General features: G+C 44.7%; 21 protein-coding genes. 7 read left to right on the top strand and 14 right to left on the bottom strand.

Annotation, left to right across the window (positions count from 1 at the left end; all coding sequences use genetic code 11):
- The first annotated feature begins 109 nt into the window (after window positions 1-109).
- The 3 genes from IQP38_RS06345 to IQP38_RS06335 all read left to right on the top strand — a co-directional run bounded on the left by IQP38_RS06345 (window position 110) and on the right by IQP38_RS06335 (window position 5,134).
- Complete coding sequence (locus tag IQP38_RS06345) at window positions 110-2,464, top strand: helicase-related protein (RefSeq protein ID WP_193837435.1); 2,355 nt, start codon at window positions 110-112, stop codon at window positions 2,462-2,464.
- Between the two features lie 288 nt (window positions 2,465-2,752).
- Window positions 2,753-3,130, top strand: coding sequence for a hypothetical protein (locus IQP38_RS06340; RefSeq protein ID WP_005377965.1), 378 nt, complete (start codon window positions 2,753-2,755; stop codon window positions 3,128-3,130).
- 330 nt (window positions 3,131-3,460) lie between these two features.
- Window positions 3,461-5,134 (top strand): alkaline phosphatase D family protein, encoded by a 1,674-nt coding sequence (locus IQP38_RS06335; protein ID WP_104979024.1) that lies wholly within the window; start codon window positions 3,461-3,463, stop codon window positions 5,132-5,134.
- Between the two features lie 78 nt (window positions 5,135-5,212).
- On the opposite strand, the gene IQP38_RS06330 is transcribed toward IQP38_RS06335, so the two are convergent.
- From IQP38_RS06330 to IQP38_RS06300, 7 genes are all read right to left on the bottom strand, one after another.
- Window positions 5,213-6,316 carry a phosphoribosylaminoimidazolesuccinocarboxamide synthase gene (locus IQP38_RS06330; RefSeq protein WP_193837434.1) on the bottom strand — a complete coding sequence of 368 codons (1,104 nt, stop codon included), beginning with the start codon at window positions 6,314-6,316 and terminating at the stop codon, window positions 5,213-5,215.
- Between the two features lie 203 nt (window positions 6,317-6,519).
- Window positions 6,520-6,912 (bottom strand): SulA-like leucine-rich domain-containing protein, encoded by a 393-nt coding sequence (locus IQP38_RS06325; protein WP_005377962.1) that lies wholly within the window; start codon window positions 6,910-6,912, stop codon window positions 6,520-6,522.
- Between the two features lie 411 nt (window positions 6,913-7,323).
- Window positions 7,324-7,506: a hypothetical protein gene (locus tag IQP38_RS06320; RefSeq protein ID WP_005377960.1), complete on the bottom strand. Its 183-nt coding sequence runs from the start codon at window positions 7,504-7,506 to the stop codon at window positions 7,324-7,326.
- A 177-nt stretch (window positions 7,507-7,683) separates the two neighbouring features.
- Window positions 7,684-8,658, bottom strand: coding sequence for a J domain-containing protein (locus IQP38_RS06315; protein WP_193837433.1), 975 nt, complete (start codon window positions 8,656-8,658; stop codon window positions 7,684-7,686).
- Window positions 8,659-8,734: 76 nt separating this feature from the next.
- Window positions 8,735-9,394, bottom strand: coding sequence for an OmpA family protein (locus IQP38_RS06310; RefSeq protein ID WP_005377956.1), 660 nt, complete (start codon window positions 9,392-9,394; stop codon window positions 8,735-8,737).
- 216 nt (window positions 9,395-9,610) lie between these two features.
- A complete protein-coding gene (locus IQP38_RS06305; RefSeq protein WP_005377954.1) occupies window positions 9,611-10,306 on the bottom strand; it encodes a DUF2786 domain-containing protein in 696 nt (231 codons plus the stop codon).
- A 208-nt stretch (window positions 10,307-10,514) separates the two neighbouring features.
- Window positions 10,515-11,195, bottom strand: a complete 681-nt coding sequence (locus tag IQP38_RS06300) for a DUF3334 family protein (protein WP_005388843.1) — start codon at window positions 11,193-11,195, stop codon at window positions 10,515-10,517.
- 263 nt (window positions 11,196-11,458) lie between these two features.
- On the opposite strand from IQP38_RS06300, the gene IQP38_RS06295 reads away from it, so the two are divergent.
- Complete coding sequence (locus tag IQP38_RS06295; protein WP_017820825.1) at window positions 11,459-14,494, top strand: FAD-binding and (Fe-S)-binding domain-containing protein; 3,036 nt, start codon at window positions 11,459-11,461, stop codon at window positions 14,492-14,494.
- Between the two features lie 73 nt (window positions 14,495-14,567).
- Window positions 14,568-15,029: a methyltransferase family protein gene (locus tag IQP38_RS06290; RefSeq protein WP_005377951.1), complete on the top strand. Its 462-nt coding sequence runs from the start codon at window positions 14,568-14,570 to the stop codon at window positions 15,027-15,029.
- 110 nt (window positions 15,030-15,139) lie between these two features.
- On the opposite strand, the gene IQP38_RS06285 is transcribed toward IQP38_RS06290, so the two are convergent.
- The 6 genes from IQP38_RS06285 to hutC all read right to left on the bottom strand — a co-directional run bounded on the left by IQP38_RS06285 (window position 15,140) and on the right by hutC (window position 22,618).
- Entirely contained in the window at window positions 15,140-15,865 is a 726-nt protein-coding gene (locus IQP38_RS06285; protein ID WP_017821813.1) for a DUF3581 domain-containing protein, read from the bottom strand.
- Between the two features lie 335 nt (window positions 15,866-16,200).
- Window positions 16,201-17,736 carry a histidine ammonia-lyase gene (gene hutH / locus IQP38_RS06280; RefSeq protein ID WP_017821814.1) on the bottom strand — a complete coding sequence of 512 codons (1,536 nt, stop codon included), beginning with the start codon at window positions 17,734-17,736 and terminating at the stop codon, window positions 16,201-16,203.
- A gap of 11 nt (window positions 17,737-17,747) precedes the next feature.
- A complete protein-coding gene (gene hutU / locus IQP38_RS06275) occupies window positions 17,748-19,445 on the bottom strand; it encodes a urocanate hydratase (RefSeq protein WP_054578031.1) in 1,698 nt (565 codons plus the stop codon).
- 73 nt (window positions 19,446-19,518) lie between these two features.
- Window positions 19,519-20,529 carry a formimidoylglutamase gene (hutG, locus tag IQP38_RS06270; protein WP_170897140.1) on the bottom strand — a complete coding sequence of 337 codons (1,011 nt, stop codon included), beginning with the start codon at window positions 20,527-20,529 and terminating at the stop codon, window positions 19,519-19,521.
- Window position 20,530: 1 nt separating this feature from the next.
- Entirely contained in the window at window positions 20,531-21,781 is a 1,251-nt protein-coding gene (gene hutI / locus IQP38_RS06265; RefSeq protein WP_017634852.1) for an imidazolonepropionase, read from the bottom strand.
- A gap of 129 nt (window positions 21,782-21,910) precedes the next feature.
- Complete coding sequence (gene hutC / locus IQP38_RS06260) at window positions 21,911-22,618, bottom strand: histidine utilization repressor (RefSeq protein ID WP_005385493.1); 708 nt, start codon at window positions 22,616-22,618, stop codon at window positions 21,911-21,913.
- 248 nt (window positions 22,619-22,866) lie between these two features.
- Between hutC and IQP38_RS06255 the strand changes: the two genes are divergently transcribed.
- Window positions 22,867-23,610: a sporulation protein gene (locus IQP38_RS06255; protein ID WP_005385491.1), complete on the top strand. Its 744-nt coding sequence runs from the start codon at window positions 22,867-22,869 to the stop codon at window positions 23,608-23,610.
- Window positions 23,611-23,616: 6 nt separating this feature from the next.
- Here the strand turns inward: IQP38_RS06255 and IQP38_RS06250 are convergent, their stop codons facing one another.
- Window positions 23,617-24,594, bottom strand: a complete 978-nt coding sequence (locus tag IQP38_RS06250) for a DUF3187 family protein (RefSeq protein WP_193837432.1) — start codon at window positions 24,592-24,594, stop codon at window positions 23,617-23,619.
- A 404-nt stretch (window positions 24,595-24,998) separates the two neighbouring features.
- Here IQP38_RS06250 and thrS point away from each other — a divergent pair, with 404 nt between their 5' ends.
- Window positions 24,999-26,927 carry a threonine--tRNA ligase gene (gene thrS, locus IQP38_RS06245; protein WP_005395892.1) on the top strand — a complete coding sequence of 643 codons (1,929 nt, stop codon included), beginning with the start codon at window positions 24,999-25,001 and terminating at the stop codon, window positions 26,925-26,927.
- The last annotated feature ends 3 nt before the right edge of the window (window positions 26,928-26,930 follow it).

The following is a 26,930-nucleotide window of genomic DNA, read 5'->3' as shown; positions in this document are numbered from 1 at the left end:
TTCAGATACCGACGAAAATATCGGCAATATTGGTTGTTTAGAGATACCTAAAGCAGGATTTTTTTACTTGGGTATAATGTTTTGCATCATCAAATCAAATCCAATTTCTATGTTTCAACTACCTATCGACAGCCTGCAAGCTGAGTTTGACCATCATGTAAGGCTTAACCATCTTGTGGTGGAAGCCGAAACCGGGTCGGGTAAATCTACCCGCTTGCCCATGTGGGCGGCAAAACACGGACGCGTTCTGGTTATTGAACCACGTCGAATTGCTTGTACCTCGCTGGCTGAATTTCTTGCGGAGCAATCTGGAGAGCCAATAGGTCGCAAAGTCGGTTACGCGATCAAGCTTCATGCCTACTTTGATGAAAAAACCGAAGTTGTATTTGTCACTCCGGGGGTTGCACTGCGTTGGTTTTCGGAAAACAAGCTAGCAGACTTTGATGTCGTGATAGTGGACGAATTTCACGAGCGACGCTGGGATATTGATCTATTAACCGCCATTTTGAAGCAAGGAAATCAACATCGATTGATCGTCACTTCCGCTACCTTAGAAGGCGAAAAGCTTGCTCGTTACCTGAATGCTAAGCGTCTGCGTTCGGAGGGACGTTGCTTTCCAGTCACGGTGACACATCGTTCCACAGACAGCCGCTATTTACCGAACAAAAAGGGATGTGAACAGGAGGTTGTCGGAGCGGTAAAAGAAGCACTGGAAGATGAAGGTGGCGATATTCTTGTTTTTCTCCCAGGACGCAAAGAGATCACCCAATGTGCTCAGATGCTACAAAGTTGCGGCGATGTCATGGTGGTTAAACTTCATGCCTCGGTCAGTGATGAAGAACGACATCGTGCGCTGACGGTACAAAAGCAACGGAAAGTCGTATTGGCAACCAACGTCGCGGAAACCTCTCTGACCATTCCTAATATCCGTGTGGTAATCGATAGTGGTTTAGAGCGCAGAACTGTACAACGAAATGGACGTACAGCACTGACATTAACCAACATTTCTAAGGCCAGTGCCGCGCAGCGAATGGGGCGAGCAGGTCGCGTTACCGAAGGGGCTTGTATTCGTCTATATGGTGAGCACGCGCCTTTAGAGTTGGTGACACCTCCAGAATTACACAGAGAAGAGCTCGTCGAGCCCATGCTGGCAGCGGCTTGTTGTGGGTACCGTCTCTCAACACTCGATTTTCTCGACTCAATTCCCCCAAAGTCGCTAGAGGCATCTCATTCGACGTTGTTATCCATGGAAGCGATTGATGAGGATGGCAATGTCACGCAGCACGGGAGAAAAGTATATCCACTACCTATTGATGCACTGTTTGCCGATCTCGTTACCAGAATTCAAGCGAAGCCAGAGAAGGAAGCAATGATTGATTTGGCTGCCGCCTTATCTGTGCCTGCGCAGCTCTATCAGCGACAAAGTGGTGAAGTCGCTGAGCTTCTATCTCAAGATGAGCCATACGGATGTGATGCCTCTTTACTGATCCGTTTGGTTCGGGGGGAGCAACTCTCAGGCATTATCATTGATGCTAGCGCGCTCGAAGAGGCACAAGGTTTAGCGAAACAAATGCGAGAAGTGTTTGAATTGCCGGAACTTGACGTTGCCTCTCGATATAAACGTGAAGCGCTCTTTTTCTCCATCGCCTCATTGCACCCTGAGCTTGTGTTTGTCCGACGAGCTCGTCGAAGGGATGCTCTAGGAAATGGCGTAGTCGAGATGCTGGTTGGGCGTAACAGCCGCTTTCCTGATAAAGAAGAAGCGGCCATCGTGCTAGATAGCCATAGCGTGCCAGGACGAGGTGTTAAGCAAACACTAAACCTCGCATCGGTTATGATGCCTATCCCGCTGACGTTATTACGCGAACTTGAGCTAGGGGAGTGGCAACAAGGTGAGACGAATTATGAAGAAGAGACCTCAAGAGCAACGATGCACTTGGTCTACGCCGGGCGAATAATCTGTACTGAACATCAAGCGTTAAAAGGTGATGTGGCAGTTCAGTCTATTGTCGAAATGATAGAAGACGAGACACTGTTACCAGGTTTTGCTTCTCAAAGAAAACAGCAAATCCAACACTGGAAACTCTACAACGCATTGGGCCTTAATGCCGAAGGAGAAGAGGTTAACGACTTGGCCTCCTTGACATTTTCTAGCTGGTTAAAGGATCAGTTGGAAACATTAGGCGTTGAAAACACCGATGATATGGCGTTGTTTGAACCAGAAGACTTAAAATTTAACGGTGTTCCAGAATGGGAATACGACGATTTCACGGAGCAGTACCCTTTAGAACTTTCGCTGCCAGAACTCCAACTAGATGTCGAGTATTACGCGTCTCGTAAGCTGGTACAGGTCGTTTATCGAGAGGGAAACCGTAAGGGAGACCCGAAGCGTTGGGAGCTGCCACGTTGGGCTGGTTGGAAGATACAGTATAAAAAGGCCAGTCGAGTGATTGATGTAAAGTAGGTCGGGGGATGACGTTGTGACAAGAATTGATATTTTCTTGGTGAATCTATAATGATTTCATATTGATATCGTTACTTACGTGTTGTTTTTAGTTTCTTAATTGAAATATTAATCAATTGAATGCTTATATATGGCGAAGCTGTACATCAGTTGTTACAAAGCTGGTTTTAATATTTCCTTTTGTATGTAAATTAGGGCATAAAAGACGAATGTTTTATATCCCATTGCTATATCAAAACAGTTGAACGATATTTGGTATATCTCATTTTCGAGTGTCGGGGGCATAGAATGGATCAACAAGGAAAGACGTGCATTGAATTCGACTACACTAGCTTTTTAGGGGCGACAGGTAGTAAAAAATGGACCTTCTTAGAGGCATTTGCCACCATCGCGCCTATTTTCGGTTTGATGTGGAAACAGAACATTGCGGAATTGAGCAAGCCTGAAGATCGGTTGTGGGATGCCGCATTAAAATCGATGTCTTCTCGTAAAAGTGATGAATCCAATTTGGTCCGCTTAACCCAGTTAGCTAAACATGAAGGGATCAATGAATTGCGAGTCGTTATGCCATATTCGCTCGATGTTCAGCAAATCGAGTACATAGAATCTCGCAGTCAGTTGAAGGTGGATACGTCAGAACAAGATGTCCTTAACATCAAGTTTTAGGCTGAGCATTTCCACTTCATCGATGTACCACTTAACAATAGTGCAATGAAAAGCGACCTCAAAGTAGGTCGCTTTTTTATTTTGAGGTTTTTGTCACAGGTCTTAGGAAATGTGATGAATATAGAGTATTTGCACTTAAATTAACAAAAATGTAACGTTTGGAAATGCAATTGTCATAACTAGCTTCTAACTTTGTGTTTTTAGGACAAATTACCGACTAAGTGGTTGGTACTGTAAGTTCGAATTAACGTCCCTTATTGGCACACAAGGATGATTGAGTCACCACGTCATTTGGGCATAAAAACAAACACAATAAGAAAGGAAGTCAATATGTCTTTGTCTCGTCGAGACTTTATGAAAGCTGCCTCTTCAACGGCGATTGTTACCGGGCTGGTGGGCTGTGGTAGCGATGCTAGTGAATCTGTTGCGGTTACCTTTGAGCACGGAGTGGCGAGTGGAGATCCTACTCAAACACAAGTAATCATTTGGACTCGTGTTACAACCTCAGCGAGCTACGCAGATGTAAACTGGCAAGTTTCATCTAACGAAAATTTTACTGATATCGTGCAAAGTGGCACTTTTGCCACAGACACGAGCCGAGATTTCACGGTAAAAGTCGATGTTCAAAATCTCAACGCAAATTCTCGTTACTACTATCGATTCATGGTTGGTGATGTCACTAGCGAAGTCGGGCAAACTCAAACATTACCAGAAGATGGTGTAGAAAAGGCATCCATGGCGGTTGTTTCTTGTGCAAACTATCCTGCTGGCTATTTCCATGTGTACCGAGAGATTTTAAATCAACATGAGCAAGACCCGTTTGATGTGGTGCTTCATCTCGGTGATTACATATATGAGTATGGTGCTGGTGGCTACGCTAATGAAGATGCTGAGGCACTAGGGCGAGAGCCAAGCAAAGGCACTGAATGCATTACCTTAGATGATTACCGAAAACGGTATGCGCAATATCGCCAAGATGCTGATCTGCAAGCGTTACATGCGAGCCTACCAATGATTGCAGTCTGGGATGACCATGAGCTTGCAAATGATAGTTGGAAAAATGGTGCGGAAAACCATCAAGAAGAGGAAGGCAGTTTTAATGATCGTCGTGCAGCTGCGGCTGCCGCGTGGACAGAATGGTTGCCCGTTCGTGAAAACACTTTCTCAAACATGCTGATTTACCGTCAGTTTTCGTTTGGAGGTTTAGTCAATTTGATGATGCTCGACACGCGACTTGTGGGGCGTGATAAACCGTTGGATTATTTCTCGCTCAGCTCACCAACGATGGAAGCTATTGGCGGTTTAGTTGCTCAGTCGCGCAGTCATGACCGAGAGCTGTTAGGCGGTGACCAACTCGCTTGGCTGATGGATGCGTTCAGTACGCACGACGCAACTTGGAATGTGCTAGGGCAACAAGTGTTAATGTCTCGTATGGAGTTGCCAAGTTCGGTTATGACCGCGATGTTTCAATTGTTTACTGCCACTGAAGAACAAAAAACAGAGGCGTTATTAGCGGTAAACTCTGCGATTACGGGTTATCTCTCTGACCCAAGTTTAGATACCATTGCTTTGCCATATAACCTAGATGCATGGGATGGTTACTACGTTGAGCGAGAGAAAGTTTATCAACTGGCCAAAGCCAGCAGTGGTAACTTTGTCTGCTTGGCAGGAGATACGCACAACGCATGGGCAAGTGAGCTTAAAGACATATCTAAGCATCCTATCGGGGTAGAGTTTGCGACTAGCTCTGTGAGTTCCCCTGGGTTAGAGGCCTACCTCGCGTTAGACCCTGTTGCGATCGCTCAAATGGAATACACGCTGCCGCACTTAGTGTCAGAATTACAGTGGGCAGACATCAAACAGCGTGGCTTTATGCGCGTTACTTTTACGCCCGACAAGGCAGAGTCGACCTGGTATTTCGTATCAACGATTAAAGACAAAACATATCAGGTGACGACCAAGTCAGCCTCTACAACAGATGGCACTACGTTAAATATCGGCTAAGGTGAGCCTAATACGAAAAAAGTCCGCAGGCTAGTGCGGACTTTTTATTGGAAAGCGTTTAGCAATCTAGCGACAGTGCTAGTCAATCAATCCGTATTCTTTGCTCAGAACCTCGATGATTTCCGCTTTCGGATTCTCACTCAAATGAATCGGCTTGCTTGTAATCTTCTCGGCAATACCAATGTAAGTGCTCGAAATCGCCATCAAAGATTCGACGGGCAAAGCATTATCACGAGCGAGAGCTTCGCGCTCAGGCATACGTTCTTTGTTTAGCAAGATATCTGGGTCAGGGAAGTGGTTAAGTAGGAACTGGCGGAAACCTTCTTTTGAGTTCTCTACGATGTGACCTGCTTGGTACTCTTTAGCATCCCATATACGAGACGAGTCTGGTGTACCCACTTCATCCATGTAAATCAGCTTTTCATTGCCAGCAGCATCATGAACATAACCAAATTCGAATTTGGTATCGACAAAGATTTGGTCGATTTCTTCTAACGCTTGGCTGATAACGTTAAAGCCTTCTTTCAGCAATTTTTCGTAGAGTGCGATATCGTCAGCGCTTGAGAAGTTAAATGCTTCGTAGTTGTCTACGATGTTTTGACGAGTAATATTTACGTCATCCGCTTCTGGCACACCGGGAATGCCTTTTAGAATGCCTTTTGTGGATGGGGTCATTAGCAACTCTGGCAGTGCTTTGTCTTTTCCTAACCCTTCAGGAAGTTGGATTCCACAAAACTCGCGCTCGCCATTTGCGTAAGCGCGCCACATCGAACCCGTGATGTATTTGCGGCAGATGGCTTCGATTTTTACCGGTTTGGCTTTTTGTACAATCCAAACAAAAGGGTGAGGAATGTCTAGAATATGGCTATCTGCTAAGCCATTTTCTTTGAACAGTTTGAACCAGTGATTAGAAATCGCATTAAGCGCAGCCCCTTTACCCGGGACACCATTAAGACCACCTTCAGCATGCCAAATACAATCGAATGCAGAGATTCGGTCGCTAATCACCATGATAGCCAAAGGCGCATCTGGAGCGACATTGTATCCTTTTTCTTTGATCAGTCGGGTGCTGTCTTCTTCAGTTAACCAGTAAACTGAACGAACTTTTCCACTATGAACGGGTTTATGGGTGCGAATTGGCAGGTCGTCATTGACGGCAAGTACTTGATTAGCAAGGCTCATTGCGACATTCCTATCATCTTAATCAAACGTCAGAAAGAGAAGATATTCAGCAAAATGTGGGCGCTGAATAAATCGAATGTGGGCATCATACCAGAACTATTTTAACTCGCCAGAGAAAAAGCAAACGTTTGCCTGTTTTCTTTAATACAAAAAAAGCCCCCTTAAAAAGGAGGCGAGATGCAGGATGGATAACGTCGAACTTATTAGTGGTACTTATTAACTCTGCCTTCGACGAAAAAGACTTCACACTGATAGCGCTGCGCCATGTCGCGCAACATAGATTGATTCATAAGTGCAATTTTATTGGATGCGACAACAGCACTGGCATTGCCTGAGCGGATGGCTTTTATCACGATCTCGACTTCTGAAAGCTGTTGAGAGGGCTTCATTTGAATAACGTTTTTACAGCAAATATTAGAAGCAGTGAGTTGTTCAAAGTCTGGACGAGGGCAGTCTGCTGTAAACAAAATCCATTGTTTCTGCTGCGATAAAACAGCCAGCTTAGATAGAAGCTGATCCGAAACGGCCATGGGCTTAGTTGCTTGTGCCAATACGTTGTAACGAGAGTATGTATGAGATTGACTTTGTAACTGCATCTTACTGTTCCTTTATACATGCTGTATGTGTATACAGTAGTTTGTTTTGGTGACCTGATCAACCAGTTTCTCAAAAGTTATTTGCGGTTTTTTGAGAAGGAAATAAAAGGATTTGATTCTAAGTAATTGAATTTATGTGGTTGTTTTTCATTTTTGATATGTCTAACATCAATTTAAAAATGTGAGGTGAGTAGAAAACTGGACGAGAGACATACAGGGGTTTACTACTGTATATACAGGTGTTTTTCACGGACAATGGTTTGTATACAGTGGGAGAGGGCTGATAACCGATGCGACGTGCTATGTAAGATAGGAGGGAATACGAGATAGAGATTGGAAATAGGGCTTGGCCGATCAAAAAAGCGCCTTAAGAGGCGCCTTTGAAAATCAGTTCCGTTGATTCCGTCTTGCTTAGCTCGCTCGTTGCAAGCGTTCGCGCATTTGTAATTCGCCTTGGTTAAATAGGCGCACGTCGATTTTCGCCATGTCGTAACAAGCTTTACATGAGTAGTGGTGCTTGCCATCTAAATAATCGTGACGAGTTACAAGGCTAGGTTTTTTACACCAATCACAGGTGCCTTCTTCAGTGAACATTGATTTTCTCCCCACCTAGATTAATTTGAGTCGTTAGGTGTTATTTTGCGCCGGGCATTATGGCATAAAAGCGCGACTTAAGTTAAATGTCTGTTAATTTGTTTGAGAGGGAGATCGATTGCGGCGCTTGATTATATAGGTCTAAAAGCATGCTAGCCAAAGTATCCTGACCTATTTTTACTGTTTTGTAACATTTTGTGAGACGAGCTTAAAGGCATGATTGAGTCGCTTCATTTCTTCTTCACTGCCTCTTGTGTCAGGATGATAAAGCTTTGATAGCTGTCTATAGCGTAGCTTGATTGCTTGTAAATCAGGGATGTGTTGTGGTGTGTAGCCAAACATAGCACACGCGACGCTTAGCTTATGGTTCTCTGCCTGGGTTTTGGATTTCTTAAATTCTTTGAATACTTTCTCTAGCTGGCGTTTCAGTTGCTTGTTCGTAAACTCTAGCTCTTTTATTTTTTTCGCCATTCGTTGATTTTGGCTTTCCTCTTTGGCTTCAAGCGCTTTTCTATTCTGCTTAAGTTTCTTGATTACGAGAAAACTTAAGCCGCTGATGATTAGTATCGCCGCTAGCCAGATCAGCCATAAAAACTGCGAGTGTTCTACTTTGGGGTTTGCAACTGCGCTTTTCTCTTCCTGTGCTTGCTCAGCCTTTTTATCGAGCGACTTTATTTGCGAGACTTGTTTAGCTCGCAGTTGGTTGAAGCGCTGCTCTAACAGTTGATTATAAGCTTGTTCTGCTGCTGGATTATGCTGAGAAGCCATTTGATACAAGGCTTCAGTCAATTGAGAAGTTGTGACCTTATCTGGATTGCGCTGAATAAAATCGGCGAGAAGAAAGCCACGATCGGTTGGGTCATTGAGTGCGATAGAGGTTAGCCAATATAACGCTTGTGTTTCATTTTTTTCGCCATTTATCCCTTTAGCAAAGTCGTTCGCGAGCTGTTTTTGTGCAGGGAGGTAACCTTGGTTGGCGGATTGCTCTAGCCAGTAGCGCGTTTCTGGTGAGGCTTCAGCTTCGTTTGATGCCAATAATTGTTGTGCGTACTCGTATTGTTCGATGGGGTCATTTGGAGCTTGAGAGGCAAGTGAGTAGCCAGAAAAGCTGAGGCTAAATAAGCAGAGTAGGGCAGACGTTTTGACAGACATTAATATGTCAGGCCTAACGATAATGGTTAGGCCTGCTCCGGTAATTTTTTATTATTACCGTTATGGTGCAACCAAATTACTTCAGTGGCAAGATCTGGATTTCAACACGACGGTTGCACGCACGACCTTCAGAAGTTTGGTTTGAGCAAATTGGGTTACGTTCGCCGTAGCCGCGTGCAATTGCACGACCAGGTGCAACGTTTTGAGATACTAGGAATTGACGTACGGACTCTGCACGGCGCTCTGACAACGTTTGGTTGTATGACTCACTACCTGTGCTATCCGTGTAACCATCAATAACGAGACTGGTATCTGGGTACTCAACTAGGATGCGAGCAACACCGCGTAGAGTATTATGGATACTAGCATCAAGCTGGTAAGAGCTTGAAGAGAAGCCGATACCGTTTTCCATACGCAGTAAAAGCTGATTTTCACCAACACGCTGAACTTGTACGCCAGAGTTTAGCAAAGCGCGACGTAATTCCGCTTCTTGTTGGTCAAAGTAGTAACCAACGCCAGCGCCAGTCGCTCCGCCTGCGGCTGCACCAATGAGTGCATGCTGACGACGTTCTTTAGCATCATCACCCGTTGCTAGGCCGATTGCTGCGCCCGCGATCGCACCAATAAGCGCGCCTTGCGTGGTGGAGTTAGTTTCGTATTCACCCGTTGTTGCATTTTGGCGTTGAGTGGCTTGACAGCCAGTAAGAGCTAGCACTAGAGCTAGTGCAATAGGCATCTTTTTCAAGGGAAATCTCCGTATAAAACTGAGGCGAAACCATGCCTCATAATGGGATGCGAATTATGAATAAACAAGCATTAATATTTGTTATGAGAAAGTAAGATTGATAAGAGTTTATGTAAGAAAATTCCTATCAATACTGCCAAAGCTCTCAAAGTAAGCCCCATAGACATCGAAGTCATTGCTGCTTATGTGAATCCTTTACTATTCTGGCTATTTCGATGAATCGCCCAACATTTTACGTGCTTGTTCGCCGCCCACTCCACGGTTAACTGAAACCTTTCTACCTTTCTTTAAGCCCACTTCGTAGTCTTCAGTTAGGTTTTTCATCGCTTCTTTCAATTGCTTCTTGAACGTTTCGCGGTCAATGTTTTGGAATTCTTTATCAATATAGTCATTAATTTTATTGGCCGACTCTTCATCTGGAGAAATAATTGGCAATTTTTCAATCGCGCCTTCCACCCAGCCAGATACAAATGAGTTCACACGGCGAGTCACTTCCTGAGAAGAGGTGCCGGTGCCAGCAAAGCTGTTTCGGAATTGTCCGGTACTTTCGTTCATCTCGCGATAAACAATATCGAAAGCAAATGCAGCAAAAATAGCGCGATCTGCTTCACCGATAAATTCGACACGTTTGAGCCCTTTGTGATTCAACAATACTGCTTCGACACCGAATTTTGTGTTAATGCCGCGAATCACTCGCAATATGGTAGAACTGATGTTCGCTGGTAGCAGATGAGAAGATTGTGTTTTTCCCATTCTGATGAACTCAATATCGTCTTTATCGAGACCATATTTAAGCATGAGGCGATGTGCCATTTTGATAGCATTGGCAGCCTCATTAACATTAGCGGAATTGCCCAGTTCTAAGCACTTGGCGATTTTTTTCAGAGCTTTTTGTTTATCCATCGACAACCAGTAACGAAAGCAGAAAATTTATGAAGTCAGACATATTACCTTTTTTGACATAAAAACGAAATACAAGGTGGGACTGAAGATAATTTCTGCACATAAAAAGAAGCCTCGCATTAAGCGAGGCTGGCGTTTTAGTTCGTCGTAATCAGTATGAAGTCGTACTTGTGTCTAAGAAGCCATTCTTCATTAAGATTCGTTAGAATTACAACCCGAGCTGGTTGAGCAAGTCATCGGCATCATCGTTTGATCCCGACGATTTAGATTCTTTCTCAGCCAACTGTTTACGTGTTGCCTCTAAAATGTCGTCTGGGTTTTCGTCTTCAGCAACTTCAAACTCTTCCAGTTGGATGAACTCAGTTTTATCCATTGCTAGCTCGAGATAGAAAATATTGTTGTTTTCGGTGGAGAACGTCACTCTGCGCGCTTGAGGGCGGTCAAGGTTGGTATCAACTTGTAAGATAACTTGCTTATTCAGCGCCAGCATTTTTGGTTGGTTTTGTGTGATGTTCGTTTGCAGGTCTTTACGAATTTTATTAGTGAAGTCTCCGACCAGTTGATTCATGAGTTCACCCAGAACATCGCCTACCTCGTCAGAAGTATGAGATATTGCCAGTTCTTCTTCTGGCATGCCCATATTACGCATGTAGTTGGTGTAGATCTCCAGTGCGGCTTTTGCCGTAAAATTAATCACAACTAGCCCGGTAAATCCGCCATCAAACAGAACAAAACAGCCAAAATCTGGTTTGAGGCTAGTCTTGTGGATTTTTTGCACCATTGCTGAATAATTTACTTGAGAAGATGTCGCCGAAGTAAGTACGCCAGAAACAGACTGGCAAAGTTTGAGAAGGATATCTTCAGTGGTCACAATTTTATTTTTTTTCATTCTGAAAACTCATCTAGAAACGCGATTCGTTCCCCAATGTAAGGCATCAAGCGTGAAAAAATAAAGCATAAGTTTAATTATTGTATCGAGATTCTGATTTGCTCGTCTTTTTAAATGTTGTAAAGTGACGAAATTCAAAGAATATTACTTCACTAACTCTTTTGTGGTGTTATTTTTCGCTTAGCGCCAATTTGTATGAGAAGTGAGCAAATAATTACACAACCCGCAGCTGATCGGATCAGCGTCGTAGGGGCAGGAAGCAAATGTTACCAAGATTACACTCGCAAACTGATGTCGATCCTCTTGTTCTTAGTTTTCTGAAAGAGCTTGAGCACGCCGGATTCACTGGTGATATCGAAAGCCAATATTCAAGTCGACTAGCGGTTGCCACTGACAACAGTGTTTACCAGCAACTTCCTCAGTCTGTCGTTCATCCCAAAACGACAGAAGATGTTTCTCTCCTCGGGAAACTGAGCAATAAAGAAAAGTACGAACGAATTACCTTTTCACCTCGTGGTGGCGGCACAGGGACCAATGGTCAGTCGCTTACCAAAGGTATTGTGGTGGATATGTCTCGTCACATGAACAAAGTGCTTGAGATTAATGAGAAAGAAGGCTGGGTTCGTGTACAAACTGGTGTAGTGAAAGACCAGTTAAATGACGCTGTTCGCCCTTATGGCTACTTCTTCTCTCCAGACTTATCTACCAGTAACCGTGCAACGATTGGCGGCATGGTCAACACCGATGCTTCTGGTCAAGGTTCTCTGAAATACGGAAAAACATCCGATCATGTTTTGTCGCTACAAGCGGTGTTTGCTGATGGTTCAATTTTAGAGTCGGACTTGTCTCATGGTTACCCAAAAGAAGGCGAGTTTGCTGCCAAGGCGCTACGTGTAACGGAATCCGTATGTCGTGAAAAACGCCAGCAGATCGTAGATAAGTTTCCTCCTCTTAACCGATTTTTAACGGGCTACGATTTAAAAAATGCCTTGAATGAAGAAGGTGACCGTTTCGATATCACACGAGTACTGTGCGGCGCTGAAGGTTCATTGGCATTCATTACCGAAGCGAAGCTTAACCTGACGCCAATTCCGAAAGCGCGTACTTTGGTTAACGTTAAATACAACAGCTTTGATTCTGCACTGCGTAATGCACCGTTTATGGTAGAAGCGAAGGCGCTGTCTGTAGAAACCGTTGACTCAAAAGTGCTTAATCTCGCGAAGCAAGATATCGTTTGGCACACCGTGAGCGATTTACTTACCGATGTTCCAAATAAAGAGATGCTTGGTATCAATATGGTGGAATACGCAGGTCAGGACGAAGAGGAAGTTGCTGCTCAGGTTGCAGCATTGACCGCCAAGCTCGATACCATGTTGGAAACAGAAGAAGCGGGCATTATCGGCTACCAAGTTTGTAACGATGTAGCGAGCATTGGGCGTATTTACAACATGCGTAAAAAAGCGGTGGGTTTGTTAGGCGCAGCAAAAGGTCGTGCTAAACCGGTCGCATTCGCTGAAGATACCTGTGTGCCACCAGAAAACCTGGCGGACTTCATTGTAGAGTTTCGAGAACTGTTAGACAGCAAGTCTCTGAATTACGGCATGTTTGGTCACGTCGATGCTGGGGTGCTTCACGTACGTCCTGCGTTGGATTTGTGTGACCCGCACCAAGAAGCATTGATGCACGAAGTTTCTGATGAAGTGGTCAAGCTGGTGGCGAAATACGGTGGTTTGATGTGGGGTGAACACGGCAAAGGTTTCCGTTCAGAATATGGCCCTGAGTTTTTCGGCGACGAGTTGTTTACTGAACTGAGACGTGTGAAAGCGGCATTCGATCCACACAACAAAATGAACCCGGGCAAAATCTGTACACCGCTGGATAGTGATGCAGAGCTTGTCAAAGTTACCGATACCAAACGTGGTTACTATGACCGTCAGATTGACGTTCAAGTACGTGACAGCTTTAAACAAGCGATGGAATGTAACGGTAACGGTTTGTGTTTTAACTACGATACTAGCTCGCCAATGTGTCCATCGATGAAAGTAACAGCCGATCGTCGTCATTCACCGAAAGGTCGTGCGGGTTTGGTTCGCGAGTGGTTGCGTCAGCTCACTGAACAAGGCATTGATATCCTTGACTTAGAAAAGCAAACACTAGAAAACAAAACATCAATCAAAACCATGATTGACCGCGTACGTCATTCTATCAATCGTCGTCACGAGTATGACTTCTCTCACGAAGTGTATGAAGCGATGAATGGTTGTTTGGCGTGTAAAGCGTGTGCGAGTCAGTGTCCGATTAAAGTCGATGTTCCGAGCTTTCGCTCGCGCTTTTTAAACATCTATCACTCTCGTTACCAACGTCCTGCAAAAGACTATCTGGTTGCCAACATTGAGACTATGCTGCCGATGATGGCGAAAGCGCCAGGTGTCGTAAATGGTGTTTTGAAGCAGTCGTGGGTGAAAAGTTTAACGGCATCTACGGTCGGGTATGTCGATGCGCCGTTGTTATCAGTACCCACCTTGAAACAACGAGTAGAGTCGCTGACAACGCCTTATGATCTGCAAGCGCTCAGTGGTTTGTCTTCGTCTGAAAAGAGCAAGCATGTTTTAATTGTTCAAGACCCATTCACTAGCTACTACGACGCTGATGTCGTTGAAGACTTCGTTAAGTTATTGAAAAAGCTGGGTATGCATCCGGTACTTCTGCCGTTTAAGCCGAATGGTAAAGCACAACACATTAAAGGGTTTTTACGTCAGTTTAAGGACACAGCAGCCGACACAGCGAAGTTCTTGGCGATGGTAGCGGATTTGGATATCCCATTAGTTGGCGTCGATCCTGCTTTGGTGCTGTGTTATCGAGATGAATACGCTGAAGTGCTTGGCAGTAAGCGAGGTAATTTCGATGTACTAACAGCCCACGAATGGCTTTACCCAAGACTAGAAGCGTTTGAAAGCGGAGAGCATAAGGCGCAGGAACCTTGGTATCTGTTTGCGCACTGTACTGAAAAAACCAAAATGCCCAATGCGGAAAAAGAGTGGGGCGCTATTTTTGCTCACTTTGGTGCAGTTTTGAATACGGTACCTGTTGGTTGTTGTGGTATGGCGGGTACGTTTGGTCATGAGGTTGATAAGTTGTCGATGTCGAAAGACATTTACAATTTAAGCTGGAAGCCGAGCTTAGATAAGTTGGATAACGAGAGATGTTTGATTACAGGCTATTCTTGCCGCAGCCAAGTTAAACGCTTTGAAGGAACGAAGCCCAAGCATCCCGTTCAGGCATTGTTAACTTTGTTGTAATCGGACTAGATCAAGCCCAGTTTTACTGGGCTTTTTAGAAACCGTATTTAGACCCTTTCAAAGGATATGAATCTTGAGAAAACTTGAACTCAAAGTCCCACCTGTTGTGGTGTTTTTGCTAGTCATACTTTTGATGTACGGACTTAAAGTTTTGACGCCGAGCATGAACATTCGAGTACCCTTTGTTGAATTTGTAGTAGGTGTATTAACTTTGTTGTCTGGCTACATGGGCATTGCTGGCGTGTATGAATTTCGCAAAGTAAAAACCACAGTAAACCCAGTAAAACCTGAAGCGGCATCTTCTGTTGTAAGAACAGGTGTGTTTGCCTTTTCACGCAACCCTATGTACACGGCATTATTGCTTCTAATCATAGCAACTGGTTTGTGGTGGCAGCACTTGAGTGTGGTGCTTTGTGGCGTGATATTTGTCAGTTATATGAATCGGTTTCAAATCAAGCCTGAGGAACGCGTTTTAGAGCGATTGTTTGGTGAAGAGTATGTGGATTATAAAAACCATGTTCGTCGTTGGCTCTAAGCATTGCGTTTAGTTTTGTTTGGATGAGACATAAAAAGAAAGCCCAACGGTCGACGTTGGGCTTTCTTTTAGTAAACACTTTTTTTGTGCGCTTCTGATAGGGCAGTCGACTAGGCTGCCTTAACGAACTTTGCTAGGAATGCATCCTTACGTTCATTAAAGCGGCGTACAAGGTCGTCAACCGCTTCTTGGTCATATGGCTTCAAGCCACTTGCAACCATGCGCTTAATACCTTTACCAACGACTTCACCGTCTTCTTTAAACGCAAAGTTTAAGGTGACTACACCTCGTTTTCCTTCTACGTCGAATGTTGCGCCAGTGAAATCCACCTCTGGATGCGTAAGGTCTAAGCGTGAAAATTCGACTTCCATGCTTTCATAAATAACTAATGGACGCTGGCAGTTAATCATCATTTGCTTCTCTTCCATAAGAGGAACCATGATGTGAGGGAAGTTCATACCAGAAAATTGCACGTAATTTGTCACTACATGCTCAATAAATGCCGGATCGTGGTTAGTTTCACCTTCACGGGACATGTGTAAGTATTCTTTACCTGCCTCGTCAACAACAGCGCTTTCTTTGTCACACTTATTTTCAATATGAAGTGCTACACCATCGTTTACCATGCCAGAGAAGTTAAAACGCATCTTTTGGCTAACGCCTTCTTTACTAAGAAGCACAGCGAAAAGTAAATCTCCAGGGACACAAAAGCGTTTGTTGTCTTCATCATGAATTGGGTTGTAGTCACCTGCGACACGTTTTGCAAAGTGGCTTGCTTGTTCGCGAGTGAACTGAAACTGGTGATTAGTGTTTGAAAAATAAGGTGTTAGAAACATAATTTTTACGTAGTAACCAAAACTGTGTGGGATTATATGCGAATATCTGCGTAGCAATGGTCCATCCAGTGAAAACTTCACCGTATCCTAACAATAAGACACTATTTCGGCGGATAAACCGTTAAAAACGCATACTTTAGCAACGCTTTTATTTGTGAAAACAATAAACAACGACCTTTTCGCTCGCCTATCTTTTAAAGTATAGCCATCAAAGTAGACAGGCGTTCATAAATAGTGCCATCAACATGTTTAATCGTATGTAAAAAGGCTCCACGCTGAACGTAGAGCCTTCAAGTCATTATCTGTTTATTCGATGAAATGCCAGTTATGCTTGGTTATTGAACACTTGGTAACAAGCTCTCTGGCATGAGCGTGTTGTGGATAGCCAGCTTAAGCAGAGTATTTGCCTGTTCAATGTCTGGAGCAAAGTAGCGATCTTTATCGTAGAACGATACTTTTTCACGCAACATTTGTTTCGCAATCTCAATACGCTCAGAGGACTTGTTTGGTGCTCTAAAGTCTAGGCCTTGTGCTGCTGAGAGGTATTCTACCGCCAGAATACCGCGAGTGTTTTCGCCCATTTCTTTCAATCTGCGAGCCGCGAATGTTGCCATTGACACGTGATCTTCTTGGTTTGCAGATGTTGGCAAGCTGTCTACTGACGCTGGGTGAGCGAGTGTTTTGTTTTCACTTGCTAACGCAGCAGAGGTAACCTGAGCAATCATGAAACCAGAGTTCACACCACCATTGTCGACTAAGAACGGTGGCAGTTTTGATAGCGCGCTATCGATAAGTAATGCCATACGACGTTCAGACAAGCTACCGATCTCGGCAATCGCAAGTGCTAGGTTGTCGGCTGCCATTGCAACAGGCTCCGCGTGGAAGTTACCGCCAGAGATGATGTCACCATCTTCAGCAAACACCAACGGATTATCTGATACGGAGTTCGCTTCTACTTGTAATACTTCCGCCGCATTGCGGATTTGCTGTAAACACGCGCCCATCACTTGAGGCTGACAGCGCAAAGAATACGGGTCTTGTACTTTTTCACAGTTAGTGTGCGAATCACCTATTTCACTCGATGTGTCTAACAAATGACGGTATGCGAGTGCTGCGTCCATTTGGCTGCGATGACCACGTACACGGTGAATGCGCGGATCGAATGGACGTCGGCTGCCGAGAGCGGCTTCAACAGACATTGCACCACAAACGGTTGCTGATGCGAAAAGGTCTTCCGCGATAAACAGGCCTTCCAATGCGAACGCTGTGGATGCCTGAGTCCCATTTAGTAGCGCTAAGCCTTCTTTTGGCGCCAGAGTGATAGGCTCTAGACCTGCGATTTTTAATGCTTCTTGCCCGGAAATGATTTTACCGTTGTGGCGAGCTTGTCCTTCTCCCAGTAATACAGTGCTCATATGGGCTAGAGGAGCTAAGTCACCTGATGCGCCAACAGAGCCCTTTTTAGGTACACAAGGGTAAACTTGTGCGTTGACTAGGTCGGTCAGCATATTAATGACTTTTAGGCGAATCCCAGAAAAGCCACGAGACAGACTATTGATTTTTAATACCATCATCAGACGAACCGTTTCATCTGACATAAACTCACCGATACCTGCCGCATGAGAAAGAACGATACTGCGTTGCAGTGTTTCTAAATCTTCTGGTGCTATTCGTGTGTTAGCCAATAGCCCAAAACCAGTGTTAATTCCGTAAACCGTTCTATCTTCCGCGATGACTCGGTCTACGACCTGTGTGCTTTCTTCAATGGCCGGAATGGCTTCAGGATCCAAAGTAAGGTTGACTGGTGAACGGCTCACTTGGCGTAGTTCGTTTAAGCTAATATGACCCGGCTTTAGCGTTAAATTTAACATCTCTTTCATCCTTACTTGAGCTTCTTCAGTTCTTCGTTGAGCATTGGCAAATCTAGCCCTTGCTCTGCTGCACATTGTTTAGCGATATCGTATCCCGCATCAGCATGACGCATCACGCCTGTTGCTGGGTCGTTATGCAGCACGCGGGCAATACGTTGTGAGGCATCTTCACTGCCGTCACAGCAGATAACCATACCTGAGTGTTGCGAGAAGCCCATACCTACGCCACCACCGTGGTGCAGTGAAACCCAAGTTGCGCCGCCCGCCGTGTTGAGTAGCGCGTTTAATAATGGCCAGTCTGATACGGCGTCAGAACCGTCCATCATACCTTCGGTTTCACGGTTCGGGCTTGCTACAGAGCCAGAGTCTAAGTGGTCTCGACCAATGACAACGGGCGCCTTAAGTTCGCCATTTTTCACCATTTCGTTGAATGCTTGACCAAGACGCTCACGATCTTTAAGACCAACCCAGCAAATACGCGCAGGTAAACCTTGGAACTGGATGCGTTCGCGAGCCATATCTAGCCAGTTATGTAAGTGCGGATTATCTGGAATTAGCTCTTTTACTTTTTGGTCGGTTTTATAAATGTCCTCAGGATCGCCAGAGAGAGCAGCCCAACGGAAAGGACCGATACCTTCACAGAATAGAGGACGAATGTAGGCTGGAACGAAGCCAGGGAAATCAAATGCGTTTTCTACGCCTTCTTCCAAGGCCATCTGGCGGATGTTGTTACCGTAGTCGAGTGTTGCGGCGCCGCGATTTTGCAGCTCTAACATCGCTTGAACTTGCACAGCCATGGATTTTTTCGCTGCTTTTACGACCATTGCTTCATCTTGCAAACGCATTTCTGCTGCGTGAGACATGCTCCAGCCTTGTGGTAAATAGCCATTGAGCGGGTCGTGTGCAGACGTTTGGTCTGTTACTACATCAGGCGTGATATTACGTTCTACCAGCTCAGAGAAAACGTCTGCTGCATTACCTAGTAGACCAACCGATACTGGTGTGTCTGACTCTTTAATGATAGCTAGCGCTTCATCTAAAGAAGTCGCTTTCTTATCGACATAGCCTGTACGTAGGCGGTAATCGATACGTGACTCATCACACTCTACTGCAATCATGGAGAAGCCCGCCATTGTACCAGCGAGAGGTTGAGCACCACCCATGCCACCGAGACCACCTGTTAGAATCCAACGGCCCTTTGCTTCACCGTCAAAGTGTTTTTTTGCAACAGATACGAACGTTTCGTATGTGCCTTGTACGATACCTTGCGAGCCAATGTATATCCAGCTGCCAGCGGTCATTTGGCCGTACATCATCAAGCCTTGTTTATCGAGCTCGTTGAAGTGTTCCCAGTTTGCCCAATGCGGAACAAGGTTTGAGTTTGCGATAAGCACGCGTGGGGCATTTTTATGAGTAGGGAAAACACCAACAGGCTTGCCTGATTGAACTAAAAGCGTTTGGTCATCTTCGAGTCTTTCAAGTACTTCAACAATCTTGTCGTAACATTCCCAGTTTCGCGCTGCTCGGCCAATGCCGCCATATACAACCAGTGAATGTGGATGTTCTGCAACATCAGGATCAAGGTTGTTCATCAGCATACGAAGAGGGGCTTCGGTTAGCCAAGATTTTGCGCGCAGTTTATCTCCGTGAGGTGCACGAATTGTTCTGCTTGTATCAAGTCGTGGATCTTGTCCCTGGCGCTGTGTCATTTCAGACTCCTTTAGTTTCTCGTGATGACCAAGTACTTGCTTGGTCGTAATAATCAGTGGCATCTGGGATGCATTATGGTTTGTGCTGTTTTTCCGCCATTGCGTTGGCGATATCCCAACACAAACGGGCAGCTAATCGTGCTGTTTGACTATCGACGTCATAATTTGGGTTGTATTCGGCGATATCAGCCAGCATTAACTTATTTTTGTAATGAAGAATTCGATCTAAAAAGGGGGCAATTGTGTCGTAACTCACTCCCCGAGCTGCTGGTGCGCTGACTCCAGGTGCGGTTGCGGCAGGAAATACATCCAGATCAATGGTCAAATAGAGGTGGTCACAGTCGTCAATAAAATGCTGAAGCTGAGTTAAGTGATAACTGTGGTTTAAGTAGCAGAGCTGATTGTCCTCTACATACCAAACATTTAACGCATCTGCTTTTTCAAATAGCGCTTTAGTGTTGCTACTGCGGCTTACACCAATACAAGCGTAATGAAAGTCCCAATCGTTACGTTGACAAAAATGATGAATTTGGTTGAAGGGTGTACCAGAGCTCGGTCTTATGTCGGCGAGGTTACTCTCGAATGCGCGCAAATCGAAATGCGCATCGAAATTGATAATGCCGATTTTAGGCTTCTTCTCTGGATGGTGCGCTTTAAAATATTCCGCTAAGCCGGAAAACGAGGCCCACGCAATCTCATGCCCACCACCCAGCACGATGACTGGCGTATGGGGCAGTGCGCTTGAAATGGTTGCTGCACATAGAGCTTGGCTCTCTTCCAGTAAGTCGTCTTCACACACCACAGTACCTAAGTCATATAGTGGGGCGTCTTGGTGCCATGCTAAATTAGCGAGTGCTCGTCGGATTAAGTCTGGCGCTTTTTTCGCGCCAATGCGTCCTTTGTTTCTCGCAACGCCAGCGTCGGTAGCAAAACCGAGTAATGAGACGCCATGCGCAACGGCACTCAACTCATCTGCTTTTTGGCGTTGAACAACGTGATGAATTCGCTGACCAAGCTTGCCGTCCTCGGCATCATGACGGCCTTGCCAATGAAATAGGGGAGAGTGTAGGTCGAATTGAGACATATTATTGGCCTCCGTGTGAAATGTATTCACCATTTACTATACGACCTACCAGACGTTTTGCTCCGACTTGATAGCTTAAATCCGCAGGGCTTTCGATATCCCAGATAGAGAAGTCCGCATCAAACCCTACTTTGATTTCGCCACGTGAGTTTTGATAACCCAGAGCTTTGGCTGCATGTTGCGTTACACCACGCAGTGCTTCTTGCGGTGTAAGGCGAAATAGCGTGCACGCCATATTCAGCATGAGTGTGAGATCAGAAAATGGTGATGTACCTGGGTTGACGTCCGTAGCAATTGCCATCGGCACGTTATGCTCTCTCAATAACTCAATCGGTGGTAACTGAGTCTCTCTTAGAAAATAAAAAGCGCCAGGCAATAGAGTGGCGACGGTGTTTGATCGAGCAAGTGCTTTAACACCTTGCTCATCTAAAAACTCGATGTGATCCGCTGACAGACCGTTGTATTGCGCAGTGAGGGCTGTACCACCGAGATTAGAAAGTTGCTCAGTATGCCCTTTAACCTTTAAGCCGTGGCGTTTTGCAGCTACAAACACTTTTTCTGTTTGTTCAAGATTGAAACCAATCGATTCACAAAAAACATCGACACTCGTAGCTAATTCTTCCTTTGCGACAACAGGGATTATGTCCTGACAAATGTGCTCAATATAATCATCTGCACGACCTTGAAACTCTGGCGGAATAGCGTGAGCGGCGAGAAGTGTAGTGGTGATTTTAACTTTGCGCTCTTGCTCTAGCATTTTGGCGGCACGGAGCATTTTTATTTCATCATTCAGTGTCAATCCATAGCCAGATTTCACCTCGACAGAAGTGACGCCACTCGCGAGTAACCCATCTAAACGTGGTAACGCTAACTCAACTAGTTGTGCTTCGGTTGCAGAGCGTGTCGCATGTACCGTTGAGAGAATCCCGCCGCCTTGTTTGGAAATTTCTTGATATGGCACGCCGTTTAAGCGCATTTCAAATTCGTTGGCACGATTGCCCGCGTAAATAAGATGAGTGTGGCAGTCGATCAAACCTGGCAGAACTAACTGGCCTTGAAGATCGATACTCTGAGGGTAATGTTGGGCAGACAACAGAGACTCGGTTTGCGGTGCGTCTTCACCAATGGCACAGGTACTGATCGCAACGATTTTTCCAGATTGAATACCAATGCGCGCTGGAGGCGTTGGAAGGTATCCGCATTCTCCCGATTGCATGGTAACTAGACGTGCGTTTTCAATCAGCAAATCCATGTTTGTGTCCCTGTGTTTATTTGTATCATTAAATGTATATACAAATAAATAGAGCAAAATAAGAACACTGACAAGATTGATGTTGCTAAAATGTGATCAAAACGTAGATCTAGAGGACAAATCTTGTCCTTAAATGAGCACTTTTGAGCTCAGCTTATATTTGTTACCAGGGTGATAAAGTAGGGCGGTACTGACTAACTTATCTTGGCTCCACGTTCTGCGATTCAAGAGAAGGCAAGGTTCATTGGCTTGCATTTTTAAGTCTTGCTTAATACGGCTTTCAGGCACAATTGCCTCTACAGTATGTTCTATCGCGCTGAGTGGGCAATTATCTGACAGGTATTGATTTGGAGTGATTTGTGTGAAGTCTTGATTTAAATAACTCGGGGCATATTGGCTATTCACCCAGCGGAGCTCCAATTGAATCGGCGTTTGGTCTTCATAGTGAATAATTTCACTGTAAAACACTGTCGTGCCTAACATAACGCCGAGTTTTGTCGCAATGTTGTCATCTGCTTTTATAGCAATCTGTTTGAGCACTTTACTGCCATACTTTCGCCCTCTATCGCTGACTTCTTCGGCAATGTTTCGAATGTCTAGCAGGGGAGATTCTGACTTTTCACCAGGATCACACACGAACGTGCCTAAGCGTGGGCGACGTTGTAATCGGCCCTCATTAACTAAATCCCGAATTGCTTTGTTCACTGTCATTCTACTGACACCAAATTGCTCGGTAAGCTCAATCTCGGTGGCGATGCGATGACCAACTACCCACTCTCCAGCATCAATTTTATCCAGGATAAATTGTTTAATTTGAATGTAGAGTGGTGCAGACATAATGATTTCCCTTTATTTGACTATACAAATACTGCTTAATTTAGGTACAAATTGCAAACATTTCTCGACGAACGTACCGCTTAGTGACCGAGCAATCCTATTGAAGGGCTGAATGACTCTTACTGCTGAGCATTATTTGGATTGATGATTGAATTCAAACATTTTCTTGTGGTCTATTGCTTGCACAGCAGAAAACAATTGTGTAAACAAACGATTATTAGAAGAAAAATCGCTAAAAAAGGAAAAGTATGTTTAAAAAATTGAAAGCATCACTGGGGATCGGCTCTGCAAAAGTAGATACCATTTTGGACGAAATGAGCGTGTTTCAAGGAGCGACGCTGAAAGGGCATGTTCATATCAAAGGCGGAGACGTCGAACAACAAATTGATGCTATTACGATTAAATTGAACACGGAAATGAAAGTCGAAGTGGATGATAGCGTAAGTTACCAAACCTTCACTATTGATCAATTGAAAGCAGTTGACCCTTTTGTGATTCAACCTAATGAAGAAAAGCAGGTTCCGTTTGAGCTAAAACTGCATGATGAAACGCCAATTACTGCGGTTAGCGCACTTAAGAATCAATGTCATGTTTGGGTCGAAACGACGTTAGATATTGATTTTGCGATTGACCCGCGTGACCGTGACTATATTGAAGTGAAACCACTACCAGTAGCATCTCGGGTTATTCAAGCGATCGAGCAAGCTGGCTTCACAATGGTTAAAGCCGATGTTGAAAAAGGCTTTTTGCGCGGTGGCTCGTTTGCCTCTCGCTCTGGTATTTATCAAGAGCTAGAGTTCCGTAACAACGGCTTTATCTCATCAAAAGAAATTGAGCTCTCTTTTATTCTGGAAGGGCAGGTCATGCATTGTTTGGCAGAGATTGACCGTTCGCTCAGTTTGGCTGGTGACCAATATCGCTCGTTTACGTTGCCGATCAATGCAACCGATGCTCAAGTCGCAGCCGCAGTTGCACCAACGCTAAATCTATAGCTCTCATCAACTTGATGAAAATATGTACCGATATCCTATTGTGAAAGCGATATCGGTACTGTTATCCATGTTTCTTGCGTTCTCTACGGCTAAAAACTCAAGCGCTGAATTTTCCATTAGATATCGATAGCCTAATACCAGTTCATTAGAGGCATCAGCAAACTCTGTGGGCCCTTCTGTTGAGCCTTGATACCAATGATATTCCAACATCAGGTGATGGTTATCCTCTAAGGCATAACGGTACCCACCCGCAATGGCAATCGTATTATGTCGATAGGGCAGATCGAGCAAGGCACGGTCATCCGAGCGAAAAGTCATGCCAATCATCGAATAAAATGCATGAGCATCACTTAAGTAGCTGTAGTTTAATTGGAAGCCTTGCTCGAAACTGCTACCTTGAAAAGTGCCGTGAGCCACATCGTTAAAATACAAACTGCCGCCAATCGATAGGCCGTGATGTTCATTTTGGAACACTTGATACTGTAAGTAAGTAGATAGGTTATTGGCCAGTGTTTGTCCTTCGAAATCATCTTCAAGCACATCATATTGCGGCATTGAAATGTAAAAACGATCTCTGTCTACTTTATCCCGCCCATTTTGTCCGATACCGAAAAGTTTATGGAAGCTTTTCGTCAGTCCATCTAAATGGTTGTCAGCGGCAAAGACCCATCGATAGTTGAGCTCCAACTGCCAACGGTTGCTGACTTGCCATTTGCTGCCTAATTCGATTTGATTGTGGTAATAATCCAGTGCGTATTCATCAGTATGAGCCCAAACACTTGCCACGGTTCCTGAACCATAGGCTTCGACAAAACCATAGGGCAGACTATGTCCTGAACGCAGTATGTTGGTGTGACTAACCACTTGCATTGGGGATTGTGCGTAAGAACGCAGCGGGCCATATAAGTCATTTGATGCGAAGGCTTGCAAAGAACATATCGAGGTGCTTAGAAGCACCATAAAGCGCGATTTGAAATAGACCATGATGAATACCTACATACAAACTACTCTATAAAACAACTATATACCTAAATCGCACGTTGAGCTCTCGCCCAGCGTGTTAGGCTTTGTATCGGTTCACACGTAATAGGGGATATTGTAATTTGTTGTGTAAGTTCATTGAGGGGCAATTCCATTCATCAGCTATGCGGTCTCTTAAAAAAAGCATGATCAGATTGTAGTGACGGGTCTGCGGTTAAGTTCTTATGACAAAACAAAATCGCGCTTTGCATTCTAAATGTGAGCTAGGTACAATCCCATTTTCGATAACGGTCCGGTATTCGTGTTACCGAGAGGCCTTTATTGACTCTCAACTATTTTCAACAAATAGCTTCTAATTTGAATAACATGTGTTGCTTGGTGTGCAACACCACTGTAAAGGACATAGCATGCCTATTATTACTCTTCCTGACGGCAGTCAGCGTCAATTTGACAACCCAGTTTCTACTATGGAAGTTGCGCAATCGATCGGTCCTGGTCTTGCAAAAGCAACTATCGCTGGTCGTGTAAACGGTAACCGCGTTGATGCGTGTGATCTAATTGAAGAAGACGCAAGCCTTGAAATCATCACAGTTAAAGATGAAGTAGACGGTCTAGAAATCGTTCGTCACTCTTGTGCTCACCTTCTTGGTCACGCTCTTAAGCAGCTTTACCCTCAAGCTAAAATGGCGATCGGTCCAACCATCGACAATGGCTTCTACTACGATATCGACTTAGACGAATCTCTAACGCAAGAAGATCTTGAAAAGATTGAAAAGCGTATGAAAGAGCTAGCGAAAACCAAGTACGAAGTGGTTAAGAAAAAAGTAAGCTGGCAGGAAGCGCGTGATACGTTTGAATCACGTGGCGAACCATACAAAGTGGAAATCCTAGACGAAAACGTATCTCGTGATGATCGTCCAGGCCTTTACCACCATGAAGAATACATCGACATGTGTCGTGGTCCTCACGTTCCTAACATGAGCTTCTGTCAACACTTCACTTTGCTGAATGTTGCAGGTGCTTACTGGCGTGGTAACAGCGACAACAAAATGCTTCAACGTATCTACGGTACGGCTTTCCACGACAAGAAAGCACTGAAAGCGCACCTAACTCGCCTAGAAGAAGCGGCGAAGCGTGATCACCGTAAGATTGGTAAGCAACTCGACCTATTCCACATGCAGCAAGAAGCACCGGGTATGGTGTTCTGGCATCACAATGGTTGGTCTATCTTCCGTGATCTAGAAGTATTCATCCGCGCTAAGCTAGATGAGTACGGTTACCAAGAAGTGAAAGGTCCACTTATGATGGACCGTGTTCTTTGGGAACGCTCTGGGCACTGGGACAAATACGCTGATGCAATGTTCACAACTTCTTCTGAGAACCGTGAATACGCGATTAAGCCAATGAACTGTCCAGGTCACGTACAGATCTTCAACCAAGGTCTAAAATCGTACCGCGACTTACCGCTACGTATGGCTGAGTTTGGCTCATGTCACCGTAACGAACCATCTGGTGCACTACACGGTATTATGCGTGTACGTGGCTTTACTCAGGATGACGCTCACATTTTCTGTACTGAGAGCCAAATTCAAGAAGAAGTAACAAACTGTATCAAGATGGTGTACGATACGTACCAAACATTTGGTTTCGACAACATCGTAGTGAAACTGTCTACTCGTCCAGAGAAACGTGTAGGTTCAGATGAAATCTGGGATCAATCTGAAGAAGCATTGAAGCAGTCTCTTGAATCGATGGATATTCCATACGAAATTCAAGAAGGCGAGGGTGCGTTCTACGGTCCTAAGATTGAATTCACACTATACGATTGTCTAGACCGTGCGTGGCAGTGTGGTACTGTCCAGCTAGACTTCAACCTACCAGGTCGCTTAGGTGCAACTTATGTAGGTGAAAACAATGAACGTCTTGTACCGGTAATGATTCACCGTGCGATTCTAGGTTCACTAGAGCGCTTCATCGGTATCCTTATCGAAGAATATGCTGGTTTCTTCCCAACTTGGTTGGCGCCAGAACAAGCAGTTCTTATGAACATTACTGATAAACAGTCAGGTTATGTTCAAGAAATAGTACAAAAACTACAAAAAAGTGGAATTAGAGCTAAAGCGGACTTGAGAAATGAGAAGATTGGCTTTAAAATCCGCGAACATACTTTGAAGCGTGTACCGTATATGCTTGTTGTTGGTGACCAAGAAATGGAAGCTGGCGAAATTGCAGTGCGTACTCGTAAAGGTAAAGATCTTGGTAAATTTAAAGTGGATGATTTTATTGCATACATCCAAGACGAGATCTCTAGCCGTAAGCTCAATCTGGAGGAATAAGCT

It is taken from the genome of Vibrio sp. OPT41, from assembly GCF_015163595.1.
Lineage (GTDB): Bacteria > Pseudomonadota > Gammaproteobacteria > Enterobacterales > Vibrionaceae > Vibrio > Vibrio alginolyticus.
The sequence above is the reverse complement of the archived record's forward strand: the minus strand, read 5'-3'. Positions and strand labels throughout refer to the sequence as shown.

What these genes read in the sequence shown, in the direction of transcription:
- IQP38_RS06315 (WP_193837433.1), bottom strand. Translation starts at nt 8,658, where the DNA reads ATGTCTGTCAAAACGTCTGCCCTACTCTGCTTATTTAGCCTCAGCTTT.
- IQP38_RS06310 (WP_005377956.1), bottom strand. Translation starts at nt 9,394, where the DNA reads ATGCCTATTGCACTAGCTCTAGTGCTAGCTCTTACTGGCTGTCAAGCC.
- IQP38_RS06345 (WP_193837435.1), top strand. Translation starts at nt 110, where the DNA reads ATGTTTCAACTACCTATCGACAGCCTGCAAGCTGAGTTTGACCATCAT.
- hutG (WP_170897140.1), bottom strand. Translation starts at nt 20,529, where the DNA reads ATGTCTCAATTCGACCTACACTCTCCCCTATTTCATTGGCAAGGCCGT.
- IQP38_RS06305 (WP_005377954.1), bottom strand. Translation starts at nt 10,306, where the DNA reads ATGGATAAACAAAAAGCTCTGAAAAAAATCGCCAAGTGCTTAGAACTG.
- IQP38_RS06320 (WP_005377960.1), bottom strand. Translation starts at nt 7,506, where the DNA reads ATGTTCACTGAAGAAGGCACCTGTGATTGGTGTAAAAAACCTAGCCTT.
- hutU (WP_054578031.1), bottom strand. Translation starts at nt 19,445, where the DNA reads ATGACACAGCGCCAGGGACAAGATCCACGACTTGATACAAGCAGAACA.
- IQP38_RS06330 (WP_193837434.1), bottom strand. Translation starts at nt 6,316, where the DNA reads ATGAGCCTTGCTAATCAAGTACTTGCCGTCAATGACGACCTGCCAATT.
- IQP38_RS06250 (WP_193837432.1), bottom strand. Translation starts at nt 24,594, where the DNA reads ATGGTCTATTTCAAATCGCGCTTTATGGTGCTTCTAAGCACCTCGATA.
- IQP38_RS06300 (WP_005388843.1), bottom strand. Translation starts at nt 11,195, where the DNA reads ATGAAAAAAAATAAAATTGTGACCACTGAAGATATCCTTCTCAAACTT.
- IQP38_RS06255 (WP_005385491.1), top strand. Translation starts at nt 22,867, where the DNA reads ATGTTTAAAAAATTGAAAGCATCACTGGGGATCGGCTCTGCAAAAGTA.
- hutC (WP_005385493.1), bottom strand. Translation starts at nt 22,618, where the DNA reads ATGTCTGCACCACTCTACATTCAAATTAAACAATTTATCCTGGATAAA.
- hutI (WP_017634852.1), bottom strand. Translation starts at nt 21,781, where the DNA reads ATGGATTTGCTGATTGAAAACGCACGTCTAGTTACCATGCAATCGGGA.
- IQP38_RS06295 (WP_017820825.1), top strand. Translation starts at nt 11,459, where the DNA reads ATGTTACCAAGATTACACTCGCAAACTGATGTCGATCCTCTTGTTCTT.
- IQP38_RS06335 (WP_104979024.1), top strand. Translation starts at nt 3,461, where the DNA reads ATGTCTTTGTCTCGTCGAGACTTTATGAAAGCTGCCTCTTCAACGGCG.
- thrS (WP_005395892.1), top strand. Translation starts at nt 24,999, where the DNA reads ATGCCTATTATTACTCTTCCTGACGGCAGTCAGCGTCAATTTGACAAC.
- hutH (WP_017821814.1), bottom strand. Translation starts at nt 17,736, where the DNA reads ATGTTAAATTTAACGCTAAAGCCGGGTCATATTAGCTTAAACGAACTA.
- IQP38_RS06325 (WP_005377962.1), bottom strand. Translation starts at nt 6,912, where the DNA reads ATGCAGTTACAAAGTCAATCTCATACATACTCTCGTTACAACGTATTG.
- IQP38_RS06340 (WP_005377965.1), top strand. Translation starts at nt 2,753, where the DNA reads ATGGATCAACAAGGAAAGACGTGCATTGAATTCGACTACACTAGCTTT.
- IQP38_RS06285 (WP_017821813.1), bottom strand. Translation starts at nt 15,865, where the DNA reads ATGTTTCTAACACCTTATTTTTCAAACACTAATCACCAGTTTCAGTTC.